This window comes from Novosphingobium sp., from assembly GCF_965228995.1.
Lineage (GTDB): Bacteria > Pseudomonadota > Alphaproteobacteria > Sphingomonadales > Sphingomonadaceae > Novosphingobium.
Genome location: NZ_OZ245852.1, coordinates 2,433,598 through 2,457,963 on the forward strand (window position 1 = coordinate 2,433,598; position 24,366 = coordinate 2,457,963).

At 64.6% G+C, this 24,366-nt stretch carries 19 protein-coding genes; 8 read left to right on the top strand and 11 right to left on the bottom strand.

The genetic code is table 11. The features are described 5' to 3' along the window. Position 1: 1 nt before the first annotated feature. The 4 genes from ACO056_RS11200 to ACO056_RS11215 form a co-directional block, all read right to left on the bottom strand. A complete protein-coding gene (locus ACO056_RS11200; RefSeq protein WP_421846712.1) occupies positions 2-1,021 on the bottom strand; it encodes a sugar phosphate isomerase/epimerase family protein in 1,020 nt (339 codons plus the stop codon). An 87-nt stretch (positions 1,022-1,108) separates the two neighbouring features. Beyond that, positions 1,109-1,282: a hypothetical protein gene (locus ACO056_RS11205; protein ID WP_421846714.1), complete on the bottom strand. Its 174-nt coding sequence runs from the start codon at positions 1,280-1,282 to the stop codon at positions 1,109-1,111. A 183-nt stretch (positions 1,283-1,465) separates the two neighbouring features. After that, a complete protein-coding gene (locus ACO056_RS11210; RefSeq protein WP_421846716.1) occupies positions 1,466-3,916 on the bottom strand; it encodes a TonB-dependent receptor in 2,451 nt (816 codons plus the stop codon). Positions 3,917-4,164: 248 nt separating this feature from the next. After that, on the bottom strand, positions 4,165-5,262 hold the full coding sequence (locus ACO056_RS11215; RefSeq protein ID WP_421846718.1) for an LLM class flavin-dependent oxidoreductase: 1,098 nt from the start codon (positions 5,260-5,262) through the stop codon (positions 4,165-4,167). A 110-nt stretch (positions 5,263-5,372) separates the two neighbouring features. On the opposite strand from ACO056_RS11215, the gene ACO056_RS11220 reads away from it, so the two are divergent. Then, positions 5,373-6,041, top strand: a complete 669-nt coding sequence (locus tag ACO056_RS11220; RefSeq protein WP_421846720.1) for a TetR/AcrR family transcriptional regulator — start codon at positions 5,373-5,375, stop codon at positions 6,039-6,041. A gap of 173 nt (positions 6,042-6,214) precedes the next feature. Here ACO056_RS11220 and ACO056_RS11225 read toward each other — a convergent pair whose 3' ends face one another. The 4 genes from ACO056_RS11225 to ACO056_RS11240 are packed head-to-tail and all read right to left on the bottom strand — an operon-like array spanning position 6,215 to position 10,660. Continuing rightward, positions 6,215-7,357 (bottom strand): FAD-dependent monooxygenase, encoded by a 1,143-nt coding sequence (locus tag ACO056_RS11225; RefSeq protein ID WP_421846722.1) that lies wholly within the window; start codon positions 7,355-7,357, stop codon positions 6,215-6,217. Continuing rightward, complete coding sequence (locus ACO056_RS11230) at positions 7,350-8,450, bottom strand: ThuA domain-containing protein (protein WP_421855455.1); 1,101 nt, start codon at positions 8,448-8,450, stop codon at positions 7,350-7,352. Before ACO056_RS11230 ends, ACO056_RS11225 begins: the two co-directional genes overlap by 8 nt. Positions 8,451-8,452: 2 nt before the next feature. Then, positions 8,453-9,322, bottom strand: a complete 870-nt coding sequence (locus ACO056_RS11235) for an alpha/beta hydrolase (RefSeq protein ID WP_421846724.1) — start codon at positions 9,320-9,322, stop codon at positions 8,453-8,455. Between the two features lie 3 nt (positions 9,323-9,325). Then, complete coding sequence (locus ACO056_RS11240) at positions 9,326-10,660, bottom strand: family 1 glycosylhydrolase (protein WP_421846726.1); 1,335 nt, start codon at positions 10,658-10,660, stop codon at positions 9,326-9,328. 133 nt (positions 10,661-10,793) lie between these two features. On the opposite strand from ACO056_RS11240, the gene ACO056_RS11245 reads away from it, so the two are divergent. From ACO056_RS11245 to ACO056_RS11270, 6 genes are all read left to right on the top strand, one after another. Beyond that, the gene (locus ACO056_RS11245) at positions 10,794-11,717 is read left to right on the top strand and encodes a LysR family transcriptional regulator (protein ID WP_421846728.1); all 924 of its coding nucleotides are present in this window, start codon (positions 10,794-10,796) and stop codon (positions 11,715-11,717) included. 86 nt (positions 11,718-11,803) lie between these two features. Further along, a complete protein-coding gene (locus tag ACO056_RS11250) occupies positions 11,804-12,232 on the top strand; it encodes a GlcG/HbpS family heme-binding protein (RefSeq protein WP_421846730.1) in 429 nt (142 codons plus the stop codon). Further along, positions 12,229-13,470, top strand: a complete 1,242-nt coding sequence (locus ACO056_RS11255) for an amidohydrolase family protein (RefSeq protein WP_421846732.1) — start codon at positions 12,229-12,231, stop codon at positions 13,468-13,470. The genes ACO056_RS11250 and ACO056_RS11255 overlap by 4 nt, the downstream gene beginning before the upstream one ends. Positions 13,471-13,473: 3 nt before the next feature. Beyond that, a complete protein-coding gene (locus ACO056_RS11260) occupies positions 13,474-14,376 on the top strand; it encodes a VOC family protein (RefSeq protein WP_421846734.1) in 903 nt (300 codons plus the stop codon). 3 nt (positions 14,377-14,379) lie between these two features. Next, positions 14,380-15,540 carry an alpha/beta hydrolase gene (locus ACO056_RS11265; protein ID WP_421846736.1) on the top strand — a complete coding sequence of 387 codons (1,161 nt, stop codon included), beginning with the start codon at positions 14,380-14,382 and terminating at the stop codon, positions 15,538-15,540. 89 nt (positions 15,541-15,629) lie between these two features. Next, a complete protein-coding gene (locus tag ACO056_RS11270) occupies positions 15,630-16,943 on the top strand; it encodes an NAD(P)/FAD-dependent oxidoreductase (RefSeq protein WP_421846738.1) in 1,314 nt (437 codons plus the stop codon). 3 nt (positions 16,944-16,946) lie between these two features. On the opposite strand, the gene ACO056_RS11275 is transcribed toward ACO056_RS11270, so the two are convergent. Beyond that, positions 16,947-20,273 carry a glycosyl hydrolase gene (locus ACO056_RS11275; RefSeq protein ID WP_421846740.1) on the bottom strand — a complete coding sequence of 1,109 codons (3,327 nt, stop codon included), beginning with the start codon at positions 20,271-20,273 and terminating at the stop codon, positions 16,947-16,949. A gap of 254 nt (positions 20,274-20,527) precedes the next feature. On the opposite strand from ACO056_RS11275, the gene ACO056_RS11280 reads away from it, so the two are divergent. Beyond that, positions 20,528-21,409 carry a sterol desaturase family protein gene (locus ACO056_RS11280; protein WP_421846742.1) on the top strand — a complete coding sequence of 294 codons (882 nt, stop codon included), beginning with the start codon at positions 20,528-20,530 and terminating at the stop codon, positions 21,407-21,409. A 173-nt stretch (positions 21,410-21,582) separates the two neighbouring features. On the opposite strand, the gene ACO056_RS11285 is transcribed toward ACO056_RS11280, so the two are convergent. Beyond that, positions 21,583-22,497, bottom strand: a complete 915-nt coding sequence (locus tag ACO056_RS11285; RefSeq protein ID WP_421846744.1) for a YncE family protein — start codon at positions 22,495-22,497, stop codon at positions 21,583-21,585. A gap of 59 nt (positions 22,498-22,556) precedes the next feature. Beyond that, positions 22,557-24,332, bottom strand: a complete 1,776-nt coding sequence (gene atzF, locus ACO056_RS11290; RefSeq protein ID WP_421846746.1) for an allophanate hydrolase — start codon at positions 24,330-24,332, stop codon at positions 22,557-22,559. Positions 24,333-24,366: the final 34 nt, after the last annotated feature.

Consider the following 24,366-nt stretch of genomic DNA (forward strand, 5'->3'; position numbering starts at 1 on the left):
TTCAGGCAGCAGCGCGGAGCAGGGGGGCAGGCTCGCCGAGGAGGCTTGCGAGCATGACCTGCTGGCGGCGGACTTGCTCGACGCTGTCGGGCTCCATCACGTCCTCGATCCAGCGGTTGCCTTCATATTCGGAGCAGATGTAGCCGTCATAGCCGCCCTGCTTGAGCACGCCGACGATCTCGTCATAGGGGATCGAGGGTTCGACGAAGGAGCCGTTGGCATCCGGGGTCATCTCGTAGAACTTGCCGTGGATGTTGTGGATGCGCGGCATGTAATCCAGCATGCGCTTCGGCTCGAATGCGGCGTTGTGGCGGAGCGTTTCGGCCATCGCGATGGCGGGCCCGACGCCGCCCATTTGCTGGACATCGAGGATGACGTATTCCGACAGGACACGGTCGGCATAGGCTTTCTCGATATAGTCGGCGATGTTCTGCGGCACGCCGACGCGCATGAACTTTTCCTTCCACACCGGCGGGAAGGCGTGGAGGAACATGCCCATGTCGGGCAGGAAGCCGAGCGCGGGCGAACCGCACTTCTCGTAGGCTTCGGCGTGGCGGATGATCCACGGATGATCGAAGTGCAGCGGGGCGTGGACCTCGATCAGGATCTTGATGCCTTTTTCCTCGGCATAAGGCGCGGCGGCGACGAGCACTTCGGGCGCGATCGAGACGAGCGCGCGGAGGAACTTCATGCCGAGGCGCGCGCCGAACTCGATATCCTTGCGGACGCTGGCGACTTGCTCGTCGAAGGGCATTTCGCGGCCCTTGTAGCGCTTGTAATCGACCATGAAATCGTGGCTCACGGGCACGCAATCGTACTTGGCGATGAGCTGGTGCCAGGTATCGATCTCGGCCGGATCGACCTCCTGCTCGGGCCAGCCCCAGAAGGACTGCTCGCCGATCACTTCAATCCCGTTCGCGCCCATTTCGGCGCACGTGCGGATGCAGTCTTCGAGGGTCATCTTGCCCTGGAAGGTCTCGTTCTGAAAGCTGTACAGGCTTACGCCGCGCTTGATCGGCATGTGGCTGTCTCCCTGAGGCAGCTGCCAAAGCGCCGCCCTGATTGTGCTGTGGAGCCGCGTGGCTGTCTGCGATTCCCTGTGAAAATATTAGAACGCTAATTCTAGTAATTCCCACGCGAAGTCAAGGGTGATCGCGCCGGGCTGGCTGCGCCATGCGCCGTCGACTGGCCAGAACCAGATGACACCGGCATGCAGCGTCGGCAGGCCCCCGGCGATAGGGAAACCGGTGATGCGAATATTGGCGCGGGCGGTTTCGCTCACCGCGTCAGGCGCATTGATCGCTCAATTAAGCGGCGCGGAGCGATGCAAATATCGCTGCGGGTGACGCCGGGTACGGCGGGCGCTGCGGCGGGACCGGGCGTGTCCGGTGTTCGTTCTCGAACGGCTGGCTGCCGGTTTTCGGGGGCGGTCGCCAACCGCCCCCTCATGGGTCATCGGATCAGATCAGAACTTCACGCCGAGCCGCACACCGTAGAGGCGGGGCGAGCCGAACTGCCAGTTGTAGATATCGTCTGCGCCAGCAGAGGTGAAGCTGCCGTAGGTGAGCGGACGCGTGTTTTCGAGGTTCTTCACATAGGCCGAGAGCGTGAATTGCTTGTTCTCGGGTGCGTATTCGAGGCTCAGGTTGGTCTGGGTATAGGCCGTCTGCGTGCCATCACGGTAGTTGTAGAAATCGAGGAAGTACGCGGACTTGAACGTTGAGTCCGCCCGCGCGGTCAGCGTTCCCGCCGAGCCGAGATGGAACACGTGATCGAGCCCGGCCGTGATGATGAAGCGCGGCGAGAACGGCGGGCGGTTGCCCGCGAAGTTAGGCTGCTCGATAGCCGCCGTCGACGGATCGAGGTCGCCGATGCCGTTGCGGTCGAAGCCGCCACCCGGTGCCTGGAAGACGTTGAACTGCGCGAGCAACTCGTCATACCGGGCATTGAGGTAGTTGACCGAGGCGTTGAAGTGGGTGTCGTCATCGAGGCCGATATTGGCCGCCGCTTCGATACCCCAGATCGTTGCCTTGCCCGCGTTGAAGGTCTGCCCGCCCTTGGTGGTATCGAGCAGCACCGAAACCTGCAGGTCCTTGTAGTTGTAGTAGAAGGCGCCGAGATTGAACTGGTGCTGGCGGTGATCGCCAAAGGTCTGTTTCCAGCCGGCTTCGTAGGCGGTGTTGGTTTCAGGCTTGTAGGTACCGACCGAGTCGAAGCCGCCGCCCTTGAAGCCGGTCGATGCCTTGGCATAGATCAGCGTGTCGCGATTAGGCTGATAGTTCAGCCCGGCGAGCCACGTGACCTTGTTTTCCGAGCTCTTGAGCGGGATGGTCTGGAGATAGAGCAGCTTGAGGATGTTCTTGCGGCCCGGTCCGGAGTTGAACAGGAAATCGGTGGTCGGCGTGCCCGGCGGGGTGAGGAAGGCGTCCGGCGGCAGGTTCGGCGGCGACGGGTCCGGATCGAACGGCGTCGCGTTGAGGTACGTCGCCGAACGGCTGTTGTCAGTGTAGCGCAGGCCGCCGACAGCCGTCAGCGTCTTGCCCAGCGGCACTTCGACCTGGCCGAACACCGACTTGCTTTCGCTGCTGATGTTGCGGCCGAAATAGGTGAGGTACGAGCCAGTGGGCAGCGGTGCCGGAATGCCGATCGGGGCGACGAAGAAGCCGTTCTCGCGGTCGAGCTTCTCCTTGAAGTAGAATCCGCCGATCTGATAGGTTACGCCGCCGATCACGCCGTTGACGCGCAGTTCGTGGCTCTGGGTCGCGGCTTCATCGAGGAAGTTGAAGCTCTGGTAGGTCTCGGGCAGCGAGAGGTGGGTGGTCGGGTCGCCGCTGTATTTGCGGTAGCCGCCGGTATAGGTCAGCGTCGCCTCGGGGCCGAACTTGTAGGCGATGCGGCCGCGGATCGCCCAGGTATCGGCCGCCACGTGGCTTTGGCCAAAGAACGGTGCGGCGAAGTTGGCGCGGTTGATCTTGCCGAGGTAATTCGTGTTCGCCGGGATGCAAAGCGTCTCACCGACATACTTGGGTGCAACCTGCACGAAGCCGCTCGCATTGCAGCCCGGACCCGTGGGCCCGTTGCCGGGCGAGTTGAGATCGGTCGAGGCATAGGCCTGCGGGGTGAAGCTGCGGTTGGCGTATTCACCGGCAAGGTTGATCGACAGCGCATCGGTCGGATCCCACCGCAGCGAGACGCGGCCGCCATAGGCATGGTTGTCGTCCGAACGGAACGCCTTGTACGCGGGGAACACGAAGAAGCCGCCGCCCGCCGGGCTGGCAACATAGCCGTCGCGGTCCTCGTAGAAGCCGGCAAAGCGCACCGCAGCGTTCTGGCCGACAGGCACATCGACGCCGGCATCGGCGCGCACCGCGTTGTAATTGCCGTAGCTGGCCGAGCCGTCAAAGGCGAGGGTCTGGCCCGGCTTGCGGGTGATGAAGTTGATCGCGCCGCCGGTCGAGTTGCGGCCATAGAGCGTGCCCTGCGGCCCGCGCAGCACTTCGACGCGGTCCATGTCGAACAGCGACATGCCCATGACGTTGGGGCGGTTGAGGTATTCACCATCGATGTTGATGACGACCGAAGTGTCCTGCGCCTCATCGTTCGAGGTCGTGCCGATGCCGCGCACCGAGATCTTGACCGTGCCCTGATCCTGGTTGAGCTGGACCACGGGAGCGATCTTGTCGATGTCGTTGAGATCGGAGAAGCCCGCCTTCTTGAGCTCTTCACCGCTGATCACGTTGATCGCGATGGGAACGTCGTTGACGTTCTGGGTGCGGTTCTGCGCGGTGACGACGATCTCGGTCGCGCTTGCGTCGGTGTCCGCCTGCGGAGCCGCCTGCTGGGCGTGCGCGGGCGCGGCCATGGCGATGATCGCGCTGCTGGCGAGCAGGCTGAACCCTTGGATGGTGGTGCGCATGATCCCTCCCGTTATGCACCCCGCTTGAGCCGGAGTGTCTGGTTTGCAAGTTTGCGTCAGCGCCGGAATTGCAGGCTCTGACTTTCTGATTGTCTTCCCGGCGGACCCATCATGCCGCTCTGGCCGAAAAGGTCCGAACCGGGCTTCTCACGGCGATTTTCCTGCCTGATCGGGTCCATTAAGTGAAATAGTATGTTTTCATCGATATCTATTCACGAGATTGATGGATAATCTAATCGGTGAATAGATCATGCCAATGCCGGCATGACCTCGCGCGAAAGCAGGTCCAGCGTCTGGTTGCCAAGCCGGAGGCGCTCCTCGGTCAGCGGGCCGGTGGTCGTGCCGCACAGCACATTGCCGATGCCGAGCTGCTTGTAAGGCTCAAGGTGTTCGATCACCGTCTCGGGCGAACCGTAAAGGCACCATGTGCCGATCCAGTCCTCGGTCAGTGCATTGGGCGTGCTGTCGGTCTTCTTGTTCGCGTCGGTACTTTCCGCGCGGGCGTTGAACTCCGCCTCGCGCTCGACGGCGGCCTGATAGGCGCGCAGGATAACCTCAAGCTCTTCGCGCGCCTGATCGTCGCTCTCCGCGACATGGACGCACTGGTAGGTGTGCGTGGTCCAGTCGAGCGCGCTGGCAACAGTTTCGGCCGGGTGGCCGGCAGACGTCAGCATGCCGTGGTAGATGTCGAAGAACTTCTTGACGTGGACGAACGGCTCGGTGCCGCCGATCCTGGGCGGTGTGAAGGCGGGGATGAAGGCGGGCCAGCCGTGCGTCGCGGCGCGGCGGGCGCTGGCTTCCTTCATCGCCACCGGCATCAGCCGCGCATGACCGGGCGTATAGGCGGCCGGCGCAATGCGCTGCAGCACGCGGCCCTGATGCGGGCCGTTGTCGATCTCGATAGCGGGGTCGGTCATCGTCTTGGCCCAGAGCGCCTCGGCAAGTTCGAGGTTGCGCTCCGCGATGGCGCCAGCGTCCTTGTAGTTCACACCGAAGCCGATCATTTCTTCCGGCGTCGTGCCGCTGCCGATGCCGACGAGCAGCTTTCCGTCCGTCAGCTGGTCGAGGATGTTGATCCGCTCGGCAAAGCGCACAGGATGGTGGAGCGGCACCGAGACGACCGAGAAGCCGAAATGCATGTCCGGCATCTTGGCGGCGAGATAGGCCGCAAAGATGAAGCTGTCGCTGGCGACCGGCATGTAGCCGTTGAAGTGGTGATCGGGGAGGAAGATCGCCGAGAAGCCGAGATCGCCGGCGCGAAGCGCGTGGGTCTCGAGATCCTTCATCAGCTGCCGGTCGTCTTCGGGGCGCATCGTGCGCGCGTTGAGGAACACCGAGAATCGCATGAGCCTGACTTCTCCCCCTTCGCCTGACTGCGGCTCGACGCCGGTTTGGTACGTTTCAGACGAATCAAATTAGAATTGACGTTCCTGTTTTAGTAGGGTCTACCAAATCAATGTCAACCGCCACACATCACACCGAAGCGCTTGCTCTCCAGGCCCTCAGCCGCAAACCGCGCCAGGGGCGCAGCCTTGCCTCGTTCGAACGCATGATCGAGGCGACCAAGGCGCTGATGATCGAGACGGGTGGGGACAGCTTCACGCTGCAGGATGTGAGCGAGCGCGGGCAGGTCTCGATCGGCTCGATCTATCTGCGCTTCGAGAGCAAGGACCGGCTGCTCCATGCGGTGATCGCGGAGGAATTGACCGCAATCCTCGCCAAGGAGCGGGTGATCATCGACGAAGTGCTGGCGCAGACGTCGAGCCTGGGTGAGTTCCTGCCGCTCTACATCGCTCGCTACAGCGCGTTTCTTGAAGAACACGCGCCGCTGCTGCGCACGATCATGGCGCGCGCCGAGGTCGATCCGGCGGTGTCGGAGCCGGGCAAGGAAACTGCGCGGCGCTCGTCCGAGATGTCAATCGCAGCGATCCTGACCTATCGCGACGAGATCAAGTCCGCCGATCCCGAAGCCAAGGCGCTGGCTGTGTTCCAGATCGTGTTTGCCACGATCGCGCGCCAGTTCGGCCTTGGTTCGACGCCGGAATCGAGCGATCCCTACCTGTGGGGCTTCATCAAGGACGAGATCGCCAAGATGGCGCTCGCTTACTTGCGCCACGCGGATTGAGCTGGGGGCTGGCTACCTGTCGCGGGGCTGCGCGTGATGGCCCTGGATCCCCGCCTTCGCGGGGATGACGAGGTTTGTACATGGTCCGCTTCTTCAACTTCTCGTCATCCCCGCGAAGGCGGGGATCCAGAGCGGCAAAATCGAGCGGGTGAGGGGGCCAGGGTCTCGTCCCCTCAGAACGGCCCCGCCAGACGGTGCAGCGCGGCGCCCATGATGCCGCCGATTTCCTCGCCCGGACGGCCGGCGAGCTGCGCGGCGCCGATGGAGACGCTGGTTTCCACCACATCGCGGCAGCGTTCGTAGCGGCGTTCTTCGTAAGCCATGAGCGCGGCTTCGGCGCTTTCGGCGCGCGCCAGTTCTTCAGCCAGCACGAGCGCGCTTTCGACGGCGATGCCTGCGCCCGAGGCGAGGTGCGGGGTGGTGGCATGGACAGCATCGCCAAGCAGCACGATGCGCCCGTCCGACCATGGGCGAGGCTGGATCTTTGCGGCGAGCGGGCGGTAGTTGACCCAGTCGTCGGCGGTCATGGTATCGCGCACCCAGCCCGCATTGCCGCCGAAATCGGCAAGGTGGGCCTTCATCTGCGCGACCAGCGCTTCACCTTCCAGGCGCTCGCCGGTGTCTTCGTGCGGGGTGAGCAGCCAGAGGTAGATGCGGTCCTCACCGCAGCGGGTGATGCCGACCATGTAGCGGTGGCCGAAGAACATCTCGCCGCGCTCCAGCGTCGGCGGCTTCTTCATCGAGACGCGCCAGCAGCCCTGTCCGGTCAGCTCGGCTTCTGCCATGTGCGGGAAGGCCAGATCGCGCACGCGCGAGCGAACACTGTCAGCACCGATGACGAGATCGTAGCGGCCGCTGGTGCCGTCCGAGAACGTCACGTCAACGCCGCCGTCGCAATTGGCGAGGCTGTCGACTGTCACGCCGAGGCGAACCGGAATGCCTGCGGCGGTAATGCGCTGCTGCATCAGGTGGTGGAGCACCGGGCGCATGATGCCGCCAGTGGCGGGGAGGCCTTCTTCGATGGGCGGCTCTTCCAGATCACGCAGGTGCATGCCGTTGAACAGGAACATGCTGGAGCCCGCGACAATGGCGCCTTCGCGGGCGATATCCTCGACCATGCCGAGGCGCTGGTAGGCGCGCAGCGTGGGGCCAGTGATGGTGATGCCCGCGCCGTAGACGCGCCATTCGGGATCGAGATCGATCAGCGTCACCGCCACGCCGCGCGCGGCGAGATCGATGGCGGCTGCCATGCCGCCGATGCCGCCGCCTACGACGAGGGCGTTGCTGATGGCGGAGATGGGGGCAAGTTCAGTCATGCAGCTTGGTTCCCTTGTGTCCCATGGCCCAGGCGATGCCTTCGGCCAGCAGCGCGGCTGCATGGGGTTCGTCGTAGTTTTCCGGCCGGTGGCCGATGGCGGTATAGAACATGCGGCCCGCGCCAATAGCCTTGCGCCAGGCGATGGGGTGATACCCCATCGAGAGGCTTTCGCCGCGGTAGCCGATCTGCTGGTAATCGTTCTCGTCGATGGTCGCGACGGCAACCGCGCCGCCGTTCACCGGATTGCGGTCGAAGGAGTACCATTCCTCCAGCAGCGGCCATGCGCCGGCGGTGAAGCCGTGTTGTCCGCCGGACACGTGGACGGTGGCGGTCTGGAATTGCGGCCGTCCGGGATGGCCGATGAAGCGCGCGCCGAGCAGTGTATCGGCATACCAGTCCCAGAACCACTTCGGATCGCCGCCCGAGCCGTGGATGCCGACATAGCCGCCGCCGTGCTCGATATAGGCGCGGAAGGCCGCGCGTTGCGGCCGGGTGAGGGCATCCCCGCTCACGTTGTTCCATATGACGACGGCGAAGCGCGCGAGGTCTTTGCCGTTCATTACGCCGCCGCGATCCGTGAACACGATCTGCCAGCCGCGCGCCTCCGCAATGGCGCTGAGGCGCGCACGCGCGGCATCGACGGAAGGGTTATCACGGAAGCCGTTGATCTTCTCGAACACCAGCACTTGCGGGCGGCGATCTGCGAGGGGCAGGGCCGGGCGATCATGGTCATATCGGGCGCAGCGGGCCACGGTGAACGCATCGTCGATGGGCAGCGCGGCCAGCCTTGCCGCAAGGGCGGGGCGCAGGGCGGCGCCATCGGCGCGCACTTCGAGGAGCGAGCCCACGCTGAGGATATTGGCAAAGCCCGGAGGCAGGCCGCCGCCGCCGAAGTTGCGAGTGAAGCCGGGGACGAGATCGGGCGCGGCCGCTTCCAGCGCCGCCGGGCCATCGGGATGCATCAGCACATCCGAAAGCGGCGAATCCACGCCGAGTGGCGCTCTCGCCAGCGGACAATCGCGCACCGGCTCTCCGGCCAACGCCGGAGTGCCTGCAAGCAGCAACAGGGTAGCGGCGAGCGCCCGCAACATTGTCACTGGACGGCCAGCCAATCGATGTACTGGTCGATCCAGTGATCGCTGGTGGTGCCCTTGGGCATCATACCGAAGCCGTGTTCGCCGCCGTAATAAAGGTGGAACTCGATGGCATCGCTTTCCTTGAGCCAGCTATCGACGAGCTTCAGCCCGCCCTGCTTGAACAGCGGATCATGCGCGGCAATCGCAAGGAACAGAGGCGGGCGCGGGCCGCCGGTCACGGTTTGAGTCATCGGCGGGTAGATCAGGCCGACATGGTGCAGGAGCTCGGCTTCCTTCTTCTGCTCCAGCAAGCGGATCAGGCTGCGCGATCCGGCGGAGAAGCCGATGGCGCCGATCTGCCTGGGGTCGAGCTTCCATTCCGCCGCACGGGAAGCGACCACCGTTACAGCAGCGGCGAGATCATCGACCGCCGGGGGAAGATCGGCCAGTTCGCCCTTGCCCAGCTGCCCGAACTTGGACGCCATATCGGCCATGAAGCCATCCGCTGTCGGCGGGGTGGCATTGACGCGGTACTTGAGGACGAAGGCGGTGTAGCCCTCCGCCGCAAGCCGGTCTGCCACCCGGAAGCCCTCGCTGTCGATCGAGACGAACATGTAACCGCCGCCCGGGACGATGATGACCGACTTGCCGTTGGCGCGCCCGTTCATCGGATGGATCACATAGAGCGTCGAGCGCTGGACATTGCGTGCCCAGACCTGCCCGAACACGCGGGTCCAGGTTTCGCCGCCTGCCGGAACGTTGTTGAGCACGATCTCCTCGCCGCGGACGGGCGGGACTGTATCGGCGGTCGGAACCGGAACTTGCGCACGGGCCGGGGCACCGGTGAACGCGAGCAATGCGATCAGGAAGGCGATGGTCTTGCGCATGAGTCAGGCTCCTGCCGTGTGGCTCTTGATGTAGTCGCGGTAGACGAGCGCGCTCGGCTTGGTGCGCCGCTCGAAGGTCTGGCGGTCCAGTGTGTGCAGGCCGTAGTGGAACTTGTATCCGAAGCCCCATTCGAAGTTGTCGATCAGCGACCAGTGGCAATAGCCCTTCACCGGCACGCCCTCGTCCATGGCCGCCTTGAGGTGGGTGAGCGCCTCGGGAATGAGCCAGGCGCGGATCGTATCGTCATCAGTGCCGACCCCGTGTTCCGTCACCATGACCGGAACCTTTGCGACCTCGTAGGCATAGCGCACCGCGCCGGCGAGCGAGGCGGGATAGACTTCGGCGCCCATGATGTTGCGGCGCGCATCCGCGGGCGGATCGAGCTTGCCCTTCTTGCCCCAGATCGAGCGTTCGTAGTTCTGCACGCCGACGAAGTCATCGGCCTGAGCGAGGCGCAGCCACGCGTTGTAAAGCTTCTCGCGCATCGCATCGCGCAGCGAGCCGGGCTCTCCCGCTTGATCATCAAGCATCGCAAGGCTCACGCCGACAGGCAGATCGCTGCGAACAGCCTTGATCGCTGCCTTGCCGGCCGTATGGCCTGCCCGGAGGTTGGCCTGCACTTTGGCCGGATCGGGCTGATAGATCGCATTGCCGGCTAGGAACACCGGAACCCCGAGCTTGGCGGCGGCGGCGGCAGCCATGGCCTTGTCCGCCTCGAGCAGGCCGCCCGGCAGCAGTTGCTGGAGCAAGCCCGCCAGATTTGGCTCGTTCAGCGTGGTCGCGTGGTCGATCCCGGCGGCGAGATGGCGCGCGGCCTTGTCGCAGAACCGGGCAAACAGCTGGGGCGCATCGTCATTCAGCCAGCCGCCGCGCGCAGCGAACCAGATCGGCGTGGTGAAGTGATTGAAAGTGACAATGGGTCTGAGGCCCATGGCGCGCGCGCCTTCGATGATCCGCTTGTAGTGATCGAGCATGGCGACCGAGAACTGGCCGGGCTCGGGCTCGATCCGCGCCCATTCAAGGCTGAAGCGGCAGGCATTCAGGCCAAGGTTCCGGGCGAGTTCGAGATCGGTGCGCCACAGCTCGAAGCTGTTGGCCGCATCGCCGGACGGCTCGCTGTAGGCGGTGCCCTTGACGTTTTCGAGCAGCCAGCAATCGGCATTGATATTGTTGCCCTCGACCTGATGGCCTGCGGTAGCAGCGCCCCAGATGAAATCGGCGGGGAAGGGCCCGGGTGCGGGAGCGGCTGTGACCGCCTTGGCCATCGCGCGCGGGGCCGCGCCCATTGCGAGGCTCGCCGCACTGGCCGCCACGAATGTGCGACGATCGATTGCCATTTCACCTTCTCCCATATGTTTGATCACGGTTTGGGGGAAATCATCAATCAAGTAAAATTGTCATGTTGCATAAAATCGTATAAGCGTGGTGGATACATCGGGCTGTTGCAGCCTCGTGGGTGGATAGGGCAGGATGCGCTTCAAGGGTCTCGATCTCAATCTCCTCGTCGCGTTCGATGCGTTGATGACGACACGCAGCGTCAGCCGTTCGGCGGAGCGGCTGAACCTCAGCCAGCCAGCGATGAGCGCCGCGTTATCACGGCTGCGCGAGTATTTCGGGGATGAGCTGCTGCAGCTGCAGGGCAAGCGCATGCACCCCACGCCCTTTGCCGACGAGCTGATGCCGCAAGTGCGCGAGAGCCTGCTGGGGCTTGAAGTGATGCTCTCGCGCTCGCCGCATTTCGATCCGGCAACTTCGCAGCGCAGCTTCAAGGTGGTGACTTCGGACTATGTCTTCGCCTCGCTGATCGTGCCGCTCGTGGCGCAGCTGACCGAGGAAGCCCCCGGCATCCGCATCGATTGCGGGCTGCCACAGCCGGGCACCGTGCAGGAGCTCGAGGAAGGCAAGATCGATATCACCATCACGCCGGAATACGTGATCGGCGGCAATCACCTCTCCTATACGCTTTATCACGAGCCACAGGTGGTGGTGGGCTGGAGCGGCAATCCTGCGATTGCAGACTGTACGATCAGCGAGGAGGCGTTCTTTGCGGCGGGCCACATCGCGGTCGTGCTCGGCGGCGGGCAGACGTTGTCCTACGCAGACCGGCAGCTCGATCTGATGGGACGCAACCGCACCATCGAGGCGACGGTGGCAATCTTCACCGCGGTGCCCTGGCTGATCGAGGGGACCAACCGGCTCTCGGTGATGCATTCGCGTCTGGCCGAGCAGCTCAAGGGGCGATTCGCGATTGCCAGCGCGCCGGTGCCGTTCGAGATTCCGGCGATGAAGCAGATGCTGAGCTATCATCCCGGGCGCAAGGACGATGCCGGGTTGACCTGGATGCGCGGGCGGATCGAGGCAATCGCGCGCAAGGGTCAGCTGGCTGAATCATAAATTCCATCAATGCCTACGCATCCAAAGAAGCATTTTTACAGATTGATCGCGCGTCCGCAGAAGGGTGCCGGGAGAACGATCCGGACATGTTGACGCTAGCGCAAGCCCAGACCATCGCCATGGAGACACTGGCGCAAGGCCGCCAGCGCGGCTTTGCGCCGCTGGCCTGCGTGGTGCTGGACCGCGGCGGCCACATTCTGGCGCTGCTGCGCGATGAAAACGCCTCGATGTATCGGCCCGAAATCGCGATGGGCAAGGCGGCGGGCTGCCTCGGCATGGGCTTCGGCGGGCGCGAGCTGGCCAGGCGCGCGGCGGCCATGCCGATGTTCTTCAACGGGCTGCAGACGGCGTTTCCCAGCGGAATGCTGCCGGTGCCGGGCGGTGTTCTCGTCCGCGATGGCGATGGCGCGCTGCTCGGCGCGGTGGGCGTGACGGGCGATACCTCGGACAACGACGAAATCTGCGCGTTGGCGGGAATCGCGGCGGCAGGCTTGCAGGCGGATACGGGCGCATGACGGCTACGCTGTTCACCGATGTGCGCGTGTTCGACGGGAGCGGCGCGGCGCTGTTTCCGGGCGAGGTGCTGGTGCGCGGCGAGCGCATTGAGGCGGTGGCGCGCGGCGATGAACGTCTGCCGCGCGAGGGCGCCACGGTGGTCGAAGGGCAGGGCCGCACGCTGATGCCCGGCATGGTCGAGGCGCATGGGCACTTGACCTGGCCGACCTCGATCGAGCGCATGATCAACACGATGAGGCCGCTGCCAATCGAACAGCATGTGCTGGTGACGGCGCAGAACGCGCGGATCACGCTGGAGGCGGGGTTCACCAGCGTCTATTCGGCGGGATCGCTCGGCGAGCGAATTGAGCCGGCGCTGCGCGACATGATCGACGCTGGCTTCATGCCTGGCCCGCGCCTGCGTGCATCGGCATTGGAGAAGGGCGCGGAAGGCGTGCTCGGCGTGCCGGCGGGGCACGATCCGACGCACCAGCGCGATATCCCGCATTTGCGCGAATATATCGCGCAGAAGAAGGCAGAAGGCTGCGACACGATCAAGTTCCTGATGTCGAGCGACGAGGCTTTCCAGCCGGGCGGTTCGCAGACGCTGATGTATTCCGAAGAGGAAGCGCAGGCGATCGGCGAGGCGGCGCGCGAAGCCGGGATTTGGCTGGCCTGCCATGCGCAAGGGGCCGAAGCTGTGAAGCGCGCGCTGCGGGCTGGTTTCCGGGCGATCTATCACTGCACTTATGCCGACGAGGAAGCGCTCGATCTGTTCGAGGCGAAGAAGGACCAGACGTTCACCGCGCCTGCGGTCGGCCTGCTCTGGGCGCGCGCCTATGAAGCGCAGGACTTCGGGATCGGCCCGGAACAGGCCGCCGAACTCGGCGCGCTGCGCGGGATCGAACTGGGCCAGCAGGTCATCCCCGAAATGCGCAAACGCGGCATTCGCGTGCTGCCGGGCGGCGACTACGGCTTCCCCTACAACCCGCACGGCCGCAACGCGCGCGACCTTGAGCACTTCGTCAATCTGTTCGGCTTCTCGCCGGCCGAGGCGCTGGTCGCCGCGACAAAGCAGGGCGGCGAGCTCGTCGGTTGGGATGTCGGCCAGATCAAGGCCGGGTACCTTGCGGATATTCTACTGGTCGAAGGCGATCCGACGGCCGATGTCCGCGTACTGCAGGACAAGAACAACCTTGCCGCCATCATGAAGGGCGGACAATTCTTCAAACCACTTGCGCGACATGAAAAGGGCTGAGCTATGAGCCGCGTTACCGAAATCCGCTATGTCGGCTATGCCGTCACCGATCTGGCTGCCGAGCGCGCCTTCTATGCCGAGAACTGGAAGCTCAGGGAGGTCCAGGAGGCAGACGGCATGGTCTATTTCGCCGCCGAGGGGCATGACGAGCTCTACGTCGTGCGGTTGCGGCCCGATGCGGTGCAGCGGATCGATGTGATCGCGCTGGCGGCTGATACCGAGGCCGATGTCGATGCGCTTTTCGCCAAGGTGCGGGACTATGGTTGCCAGATCGTGTGGGAGCCCAAGGCGCTCGACCAGTTTGGCGGCGGCTACGGCTTCCGCTTCTTCTCGAAGGACGGGCTCCCTTACGAGATTTCCGCCGGTGTCACGCGGGGGACGGCGCGCACGCTCGCCCCGCGCGAGGCGATCCCCGAGCGGATCAGCCATATCGTCATGCACTCGCCGCGCCACCACGAGGAACTGGCCTTCTTCATCGACGTGCTGGGCTTCAAGCTGAGCGACTGGCTGGGCGATTTCATGTGCTTCCTGCGCTGCAACGAGGCGCACCACCGCATTGCCTTCCTGCCCGGGCCGCCGTGCCTCAATCACGTGGCTTACGACATGGCCAATCTTGATGAGATGATGCGCGGCGTGGCGCGGCTCAAGCGGCAGAAGATCGACATTCGCTGGGGCCCGGGGCGGCACACGGCGGGCAACAACACGTTCAGCTACTTCACCACGCCGGGCGGCTTTGCGGTGGAATATACCGCCGAGCTCGAGAAGGTCGATTTCGAAAACCACGTGGCGCAAGTGATTGCGCCTGCGCCCGAGATCATGGACCAGTGGGGGATCGGCGTCGGCGGACCGCAGACCATGCCGCACCCTGCGCCCGATGCGGCGCTGTTCCAGCCGGCAGGGGTCTGATCCATGGCGCTGTTCGAGCCTTTTCCCAACTACATCTGGAACCTGTCGGTCGCCATCGCGATGGAGAACGGCGGGCGGATCGGCGAAATCGTCGACATGATCGCCCCGCTCAAGGCCAAGGCGCAAAGCGGTGCGGACGCCGGGACCGCCGATTTCATGGCCGAATGGGTCAAGATGGGCGACAAGCTGGTCAGCCTTGCCGAGGAAGACCTCGCGCTGGGCCGCGAGTTTTCCGCCGGAACCAAGCTCAAGCGCGCGACGATCTACTACCTGACGGGCGAGCGCATGCAGGCGCATGGATCGGCGGGGCGCGAGCAGACGTATGCCAAGGCGCTGGACAGCTTCCAGCGCGGCACGAGGTTCTCCGCCGATCCGGTGGAGCGGGTGGAAATCCCCTACGATGGCAAGACGATTGCCGCCTATTTCCACCGCGCGCCGGTCGAAGGGCCTGCGCCTTGCGTGGTCTATTGCAACGGGCTCGACAGCATGAAGGAAATGTTGTGGCTGGGCGGCTTTCCCGAAGCGCTGGCCAAGCGCGGCATCCACACGCTGTGCGTCGATCAGCCGGGCACCGGGGAGGCGCTGCGGCTGCAAGGGCTCAATGCGACGCCCTATTCGGAACAATGGGCCTCGAAGTGGGTCGACTGGCTGGAAACGCAGCCCGAAGTCGATCCCAAGCGTATCGGCATGACCGGCATCTCGCTCGGCGGGCACTTCGCCCCGCGCGCGGTGGCCTATGAGCCGCGCTTTGCCAGCGGGGCCGCCTGGGGCGCGAACCACAACTGGCGCGAAGTGCAGGACAAGCGCATGGCCCGCGAGGGCGAGAACCCGGTGCCGCACTACTGGGGCCACGTCTATTGGGTGTTCGGTGCGAAGGACCACGAGGACTTCCTCGCCAAGAGCAACGACATGAACCTCAACGGGCATCTGGACCGGATCACGGTGCCGTTCCTCGTCACCCATGGGGCGACCGACCGGCAGATCAGCGTCGACTATGCGCACCAGAGCTATGCGCAGCTGGTCAATTCGCCGCGGCGCGAGCTCAAGATCTTCACCGCGCGCGAAGGCGGGGTGGAGCATGTCGGCGCGGACAACATGAGTTTCGGCAATGATTACATAGCCGACTGGTTTGCCGACACGCTGGGAGGACACGCCAAGGCCTGATTTCGGCGTTCCCCTACGGACAGGCTACTATTTCCGGCGCGTTTCTGGCACTAACCTCTTGCGCCATTCGCGTGCGCAGGGGGAATTGCGTGCCGGACCAGAAGACGCAGATCGTTGTGGTGGGCGGCGGCGCCGGCGGGCTGGAGCTCGTCCGCAAGCTCGGCGCCAAGTATGGGCGCAAGAAGCACGACATCATCCTGATCGACCGCAACCTCACGCATATCTGGAAGCCGCTGCTGCACGAAGTGGCGGCGGGATCGCTCGATGCCAATCTCGACGAGGTCGGCTATGGCGGCCACGCGGTGCGCTGGGGTTACCGGTTCTTTCAGGGTAGCATCGAAAGCATCGACCGCGAGCATCGCTCCATCACCACCGCGCCCCTGCTCGATGAGCGCGGCGAGGAAGTGATCGGGCGGCACACGATCCGGTATGACTATCTCGTGCTGGCGATCGGCGGGATTTCAAACGATTTCGGCGTGCCCGGCGTGCGCGAGCATGCGATGTTTCTCGAGGACCGGCCGCAGGCGGACAAGTTTCGCCAGAAGCTGCTCAATGCCTGCCTGCGCACGAACCACTTGCACCACACCGGCAATCCTGATGCGCGGGTGCGGGTCAGCATCGTCGGCGGCGGCGCGACGGGCGTGGAACTGGCGGCCGAGCTCTACAACGCGGCCAAGGCGCTGCGGCACTACGGCCTTGAGGTGTTCGACGAGACCAAGCTCGAGGTCTCGCTGCTGGAGGCGGGGCCGCGCATCCTCCCGGCGCTCGATGAAGTGCTGGCCGCGACCGCGCGCGACGAATTGCAGAAGCTCGGTGTCAAGGTACTGGAGCGCACGCAGGTGGTGCGATTGGAGGACCGTGCGGTCCATACCGGCGATGGCACGGTGATCCCGTCCGATCTCATCGTCTGGGCGGCAGGGGTCAAGGGCGCCGACGAAATCAAGGGGATGAGCGATCTGGCGCTCACTCGCGGCAACCAGATCATTGTGCGCCCGACGCTGCAGTCCGAGACCGATGACCGCATCTACGCGCTGGGCGATTGCGCCTCATGCATCCTGCCCGGCAAGGAGCGCCCGGTACCGCCGCGCGCGCAATCGGCGCACCAGATGGCGAGCCTCGTGTTCACCAACCTCGTTCGCGCGCAGGCCGGGCAGCCGCTTAAGGACTTTGCCTATGCCGATCACGGCTCGCTCGTCTCGCTGAGCCGGTTCTCGACGGTGGGGAGCCTGATGGGCAACCTTGTCGGCGGGCGCATGCGCGTCGAAGGGCGGATCGCGCGGATGGTCTACATGTCGCTTTACCGGATGCATCTGATCGCCATCCACGGCTGGTGGCGCGGGATCATGCTGATCGTGATCGGGCACGTGAACCAGATCGTGCGGCCACGGCTGAAGCTGCACTGAGATCTATTTCTCCTCGAACAGCGTGACCGGGCCGAGCAGACCCGAGGGCCGCAAGGGCGCGTCGGCGCGGTAGGTCTTTAGCGTGGTGAAGGTGATCGGTTTCGCACCGGGCTGCGCATCGCCGATCAGGCGGTTGACCCACAGGTTGGTGACGCGGATTTCGACCCTGTTGGTGCCGGGGCGGGTGAGGCCGGTCACGTCGGCTGCGTAGGGCGGCTTCCAGAGAATGCCGGCGGACTTGCCGTTGACGATCACCTCGGCGAGATCGCGGACATCGCCGAGATCGAGGATCAGGCGCTGGCCGGGCTTCGTGGCAGGAACCTTGATCGTCTGGTGATAGGTCGCGGTGCCGGAAAAGTAGCGCACGCCGGGATCGGAATTCTTGGTCCAGTCGGCGAGCGCAGGGAGCGTGACGCTGGCCGGTGCGCCGCGTCCGGGTTGGAAGGTGAGCGACCAGGGACCGGTTAGCGTGTTGACAGGTGTGCGGACCGCTGCCGGGATCGTCCGGCTCGCCGGGCCATCCTTGCGGAACACGACGAAGCCAGACTGCCACGGCTGCAGCGTCATCGCGATCTCGGTATGGCCGCTGTCAGACCAATAGCCGAGCGGTGAAGCCTTGCCCGAGGCAGCATCCCACCATTCCGCCGCCTTACCGGCAACGTTGAAGGTGAGCTTAGTCGCCTCCACGCGATTTTTGCGGTTGGTGATGAAGTAGATGTCTGCATCTGCCGTCTTGCGGTGGACGAACCGCACGGCGGAATCTGCTGCGGCCTTCAGGTAGAACACGTCGGGCGAGATACCTAGTGCCATGAGCGCCGCATCCGGATCATGGCTCGCGAGGACGCGGCCCTTGCCAGTGCCACCGTTCCACAGCGCGTCGGCGATGCGGGCGAAGGTAGCGGGATCGTCCTGTAGTGCCGGCGAGCCGGTGGGCCTTTCGCCGATCAGGGTGGCGCCGCCGCGGACAAGAACGGCGATGCGCTGGAGTACCGAGAGGCTCATCCGCGCCGAGCTGCCGCCGAGGTAGAGCGCCTTGTAGCGCGCGCCGCTTTTCGCAACGAGGTCTGTGCCATCGTTCGAAAGCTGGTTCAGCAGCACATCGGGATTGACGAAATCGAAGGCGTTCGCGGTGGGCAGATCGCTCGGTACAGCCTTGGCGTAGAGCGCGGTAAGGGGCGCTTCTTCGCCATAGAAATAGGCCACATCGGCCACGTTGCGGCCCTGCTGGAGCATGTAACTGCTGCGGGCCATGTAATCGACCCAGGGCCGCGCCTGCTCGCCCCAGGTTTCGAGCCGGTTGAAATACTGGCCGAAGATGAACAGCGAGAAGCCGGGGGCCTTGTCGGTGAGCGGCTGATGGACCGACGTGTGGATCACCGGGCGATTGACGCCCGAAGCGAATTCCATGTCGATCATTGGCTTCAGGTCGCGCGGCGCGAAGGCCCAGGGCTGCAGCGCGGCGGTGAGCGATTCCGCAGCGACAAGGTTCTGGCCATAGACGTGGGCGACCGAAGCTGCGCCGCGCATGTCGCCTTCGTAGCTCGGCTGCGGGGCGCCGTGCTCGGTATCGTAGGACCACATCGCGGCCATCGGCACATCGGCGCGGCGGCGCATCGCCATGTCGTCGCCCAGCGAGGGGCGCTTGTCTTCCAGCGCTTCGGAATAGTGGATCAGGCCGCGCTTGTGGGCTTCCTCTGCGATCGTGCCGTAATGTGCATCGGCCATCAGGTCTGCGAGGGTTGCGCGGAAATCGTGGAGGAATGCGTCTGTACGCGCAGGTGAGCCGAGGATCACGCCGGTGAGTGCAGGCAGCCACGGCACGGGATCATAACCACGCCGCGCCTTGAATTGCGCAACAAGGCCCGGGGTCCAGTTGCTCGCGCCGACTTCGATGCTGTCATTGAGCAGGGCGCGCACGCCGTGGGCGCCGATCAGGTCCGGACCGGCGGCGGCGCTGTAGGTATCGAGGTAGGTGTTGATGTAGCGGCGCACGGCATCGGCATCGAACTTGTCGACCTCGAGGCCGGTTGCCTCGGGCGGGGCGGGGTGGTTCTCGGTGCCGGTGAGCGAGTAGCCGAGGCGCAGGACGCGCCATTGGCCCTTGGGCGGAGTCCAATCGAGGCTGCCATCGGGAGCGAGGCGGCCGGTGAGATCGATCACCGCACCTTCCGGAATGGCAGGCGCGTCGGGCGTGGGGATCGCGTCGTAATCGAGCGTGGTCGCGAAACCGGCCTTTTCCTCGAAGCGGTGGGTGCGAGGGCTGGCGGAAAAGCTGAGTTCGCTGACGGTAACGTGCGGTGCGCTTGCCATGAAGCCGGGGAATGAGGGGAACTCCGCCCCCGGAGCGGGGGGCGTGGGGAGGCCGAAGCCGGACTTTTCGGAAAGAAACCGCACGCGCAGGGCCTTGGCGGTGACGGCCGGGAAGGTCACGGTGTATTCAGCCGAAGTGCCGGTGGGGAAGCGGGTGACTTCGCTGAAACTGACGCCGTCCTCGCTCGCTTCGAGGATGGGCACGAACCGCGCCGCGCTGAAAAGCGAGACCGGAGGCATGGCGAGCGTGGCCGAGCGTATCTGCCGGGGCGCCGTGAAATCGGCGCGGATCCATGCGGGTGCATCGGCACTGCCGGCGGGCAATTCGATGGTGGTGGCCTGCTTGCCATCGGTCAGTGCGGCGGCGTTGATGGTGCCGGAGGATGCGATGTAAGCGGGAGCGAGCGGGGCGGCGGTCTCCGGGACGGCGAAGACATAGGTATCGCGGTAGAGCTGGGGCAGGTCGGTCTTGGGGTGATCGACCCCGATCTCGGGCTGCATGCCGAGATCCTGAAATGGGCCAGTGACGGAGGGCGGCGGGGCGAGCTTGCCCTTGAAGCGCTTGCCGCCGGTTACGCGGGTTTCGGACCAGACGAGCTTCTTCATCCCGTCTTCGGGCTTGACCCATGGGCCGCCGGTTTCGCTCCAGCCGGGCGATGCGGCGATGGCGAGTTCGAGGCCGAGCTTGTCTGCCGTTTCGGCGGCGGTGCGGAAGGCGTGCTTCCACTCCGGTGTCATATAGGCAAGGCGCTTTTCGACGACTTGCGGGGTCTGCAGCTGGGCATCGAAAGTCTGCGCACCGCCGATGCCGATGCGCTTCATCCATTCGAGATCGAGCCTGATGCCTTCTTCGGTGATGTTGCCGTTCATCCAGTGCCACCACACGCGCGGGCGTGCGGACATCGGGGGATCACGGAAGCCATCGGTGAGCGGGTCGGCGGTTTGCTGGGCATGCAGTGGAGCCAGCGCGCTTCCGGCGAGCAGGAGCGCCCCGAGGAGCCGGATGGGGGCCTTGTGCAACGTACGTCTCCCGGATTTATGATTGTTTATGATTGCTTTGATCAAAAACGCGCATGGGATGCAAGCGAAATCGGGCAGGGCGGATGGAGCCTTGCGCGGTGAATGGACGCTCTGGGTCCCCGCTTTCGCGGGGATGACGAAGAGTGGGGGCGGGGATGACGAAGAGTGGGGGCGGGTATGACGAAGTGGACAGTTGTTGATACCGGAACTTGGTGTTAGCGTCCGCAAGATAAAAAGCCGTGGGGGTTTGCGTAATGGCGGCAGGTATTAAATCGGTGATCTTCAAGTATTACCAGCCGGCGACATTGCTGGCGATCTTCGCGTTCTGGTCGCTACTGCCGGCTGAGCTGGTGACGAATGGCTGGACCATCGTGATCGCGGCGGTCTGCACCAAGTTCATGATTCTGGGGCTCGAACAGATCAATGAACGCCACGCCGGGTGGCGGTTGACGCGCGCGGAGTTCCTCTCCGACTTGTTCTACTTCGTGATGTTCTACACAGTCGTGCGCTATGCCGGAAAGCACTGGGCCGATGCCCCGCTGATCAGCGTGAAGGACTGGCTCGGCATCCATACGCCCTGGCTGGAACACGCGCCGCTGATCGCGCAGGTGGCGCTGATCATGCTGCTGATCGAGTGGGGGCACTATTGGCTGCACCGCGCGATGCACAACTGGTTTCCGCTGTGGGTGGTCCACGCCCCGCATCATTTCGTACGCCAGCTCAATGCCTTGAAGGGCGCGGTTGGCAATCCGTTCGAGCTGTTCCTGATCGGGCTCAGCGTGGTCACGTTTTTCGATTTCTCGCTGACCGCGCTATTTTGCGCCGGGCATATGCTGGGCACGATCGCGGCGTTCAGCCATGCCAATGTGCGCTTCAATCCGCCGCGCTGGTATTCGGCGATCTTCACCACGATCGAGGCGCACAGCCTGCATCATTCGGTCGAGTACGAGGATACGCGCTGCAATTATGCCTGCGCGCTGATCCTGTTTGACCGGCTGCACGGTACGTTCCGCATGGGCGAAGCGGTGGAAGTGGGTCAGGAAGGCCGGCGCCACATGTCGATCCGGGAAACGCTGCTTTATCCGGTAAGCCCGGTGATTGCGTGGATGAAGGGACGGATGGCGCGGGCAGCCTGAGGCATTTGCTGGCGAAGGTTGGGTGTTGCCGCTCTGGATCCCCGCCTGCGCGGGGATGACGAGGTATTTGGGTAGGTTTTCCGACCTACACCGCCCTCTTTTCCTTCGTCATCCCCGCGAAGGCGGGGATCCAGAGCAGCGCAGAAGTGCTTTTCCTAAAATAGGGACTGTCCCTATTTATTGGGCCACCATGTCAGCAAGTGGAAATCGTGGGCCGAGGTCCACGACCCTTTCGGTGTCCAGCGCAGGCCGCCGCTGTGGACCGGTTTGCCGACGCGCTGGAGGATAGCGCCCGTTTGCGCGTCGATCACGACGAACTCCTGATCATCGGTGGTGCGCAGCCAAACCTTGCCGTCGCCCACATCGATATCGCCATACTTCAGGTTATCACCCACCTTGATCCGCATGGTGACTGTCATCGTGGCCGGATCGACTTTGGCGACAGTGCCATCGCCCTGTTCCTGCACCCAGACCGCGCCTTCGCCGGCGACGAGGAAGCCGGGCGTCTTGCCAAGCGCCACGGTGCCGGTGACGGTGTTGGTTGCCGGGTCGATGCGGCTGAGAAGCTGTTCCTTGCCGCTGACCGCCCAGAGCGAACCGAGGCCGAAGGTGAGATACCATGAGCCCGGCGCGGTCGGGATCGATGCGACGATCTTGTTGGTGGCGGCATCGATGCGGGCGATCTTGCCGCTCGCCTCGCTGGCAATCCATGCCGAGCCGGCGCCGGTGACGGTGTTGAGCTCGCCTTCCATGTTGTTGGCGATGCCGGTGGAGATCGTGGCGAGCAGCTTGCCTGTCTTGATGTCGATCCGCTTGACAGCGCCTTCCGGGCAATCGGCGACCCAGAGCGCGCCATAGTCGACGCTCATCCCGCCGCAGGCTCGGCCCATCGGGGTTTCGGCCTTCTTGCCCTTGAGCGACCATTGCTCGACCGAGAACCGGTTGGTGGCCCAGACGGTATCGCCATCGATCGCGAGGAAATCGGCAAAACCGGGGACGGTCATTACGACCGGTTTGGGGGCGTCCTTTGCAGCGGCAAGGCCAGGGATCAATGCGGCAGAAAGAAGCAGGGCCTTGAACGGGGTCATGCGGTTTGTCCTTTCGCGGGGTGTCTCGGCTTTGCTCGACACGAACGGAATGAGATGTTTCAGTTCTTCTGCGCGATATAGGCGCGCCAACCGCCGAGGTGGGTGATGTCTTCGGCGCCGGTGATGGCGCGGGGTTCGGCGACGAAGCCCTTGACGCTGGTGCCGTCTGCCAGCGTGACGGTGCCAATGGCAAGCGGGGCGGGAACTTCGACGGTGAAGCTGCCAAACTCGGCGACGCCCAACTCATAGACTTCGACCGCGATGGAAGCGCCGCCCTCGGTGCTGTGGACTAGCGCGGGCTTGGGAGGCACGCTGTCGGCCATGGCGTAGAGCTTGTAGGTGGGCGCGGTGTGGGTCGCCTCGACGAACACGGCCTCGCGCGAGGTGAGCTGCCAGTGGAGTGGCATGTCCTTGAGGTGGGCGCCGACGACGGCGAGTTTCACGGTCTGCATTCTGGTCTCCGGATCTTTGGCCAGATCGAGCGGGGGCGGCGGGGTGAGACTGGCCTTGGCGAGATAGGCGTCGGCGAGAGTGAGAAGGGCGCGGTCGGTATCGGCCGGGCCGATCAGCGTGATCCCGAAGCCGGTGGCATTGTGGCGCGTGCCGGCCGGGACCGCGAGCGCCGCCATATCGAGCAGGTTCACGAAGTTGGTATAGGCGCCAAGATTGCTGTTGAGCGCGATCGGCGCAGCGGCGAGTTCGGCGACACGGTAAGTCGTGCCAGTGGTGGGGAACACGAGCGCATCGAGTTCGCCCCACATGAGATCGGCGTGGCGCTTGAGTTCGGCGAGGCGGTAGACGCCGTTGAAGGCTTCGACGGCGGTCTTGCTCCACCCGGCCTCGACCACGGCGCGGACGGTGGGATCGACGGCATCAGGGTTTTCGGTGAGGATCTGCGCCATGGCAGCGGTGCGTTCGGCGACCCAGGGGCCGCCATAGAGGAGCTGTGCGGCTTCCTGCAGCGGGGCGATATCGATTTCGACGATCTCGGCAAACGCGGCGAGGTTTTCGAGCGCGCGGTCGTAGAAATATTCGGATTCGGCATCGCCGAAAAACTGGCGTTGGCGCCGCAGCGGCACGCCGAGGCGGCGGGGGGCGAGGTCGCGGTCGGCGCGCGGTTTGGACCAGGCGTCGGCGGGATCGAAGCTGGCGAGCACGCTGTCCACGAGGCCGGCATCCACCGTGTCATGCGCGAAGACGGTGACGCAATCGACCGAACGGCAAGCGGGAACAACGCCGCGCGTGGGCCAGCGGCCCTTGGTGGGCTTGAAACCGATCAGATGGTTGAACGCGGCAGGCACGCGGCCGGAACCGGCGGTATCGGTACCGAGCGCGATGGGCACGAGCCCTGCGGCGACGGCGATGGCCGAGCCAGAGCTCGAGCCGCCGCTGACATAGGCGCGGTTGAAGGCGTTGCGCGGAATGCCATAGGGGCTGCGCACGCCGACCAGCCCGGTAGCGAACTGATCGAGGTTCGTCTTGCCCATGCAGATCGCACCGGCTGCGGCGAGGCGCTGCGCGACGGTCGAGCTGGCCTCAGGGCTATAGGCAAAGGCGGGGCAGGCGGCGGTGGTTTCGAAGCCGGCGACGTCGATGTTGTCCTTGGCGGCATAGGGCACGCCGGCGAGGGGCAGCGCTTCTCCTGCCGCGATGCGGGCATCGACGGCACGGGCGGTGGCAAGGACCTGCTCTGCGCTGGCACGGCTGATCCAGATCTGGGGCTGGATGGCATCATATGCAGCGATGCGGGCAAGCGCGGCTTCGGCGACTGCGACGGCGGTGGTTTTGCTGGACTGGACGGCGGCGGCGATTGAGGCTGCAGAATCACGCATCATCAAAACCCAATCTCCGTTCGTGTCGAGCGAAGTC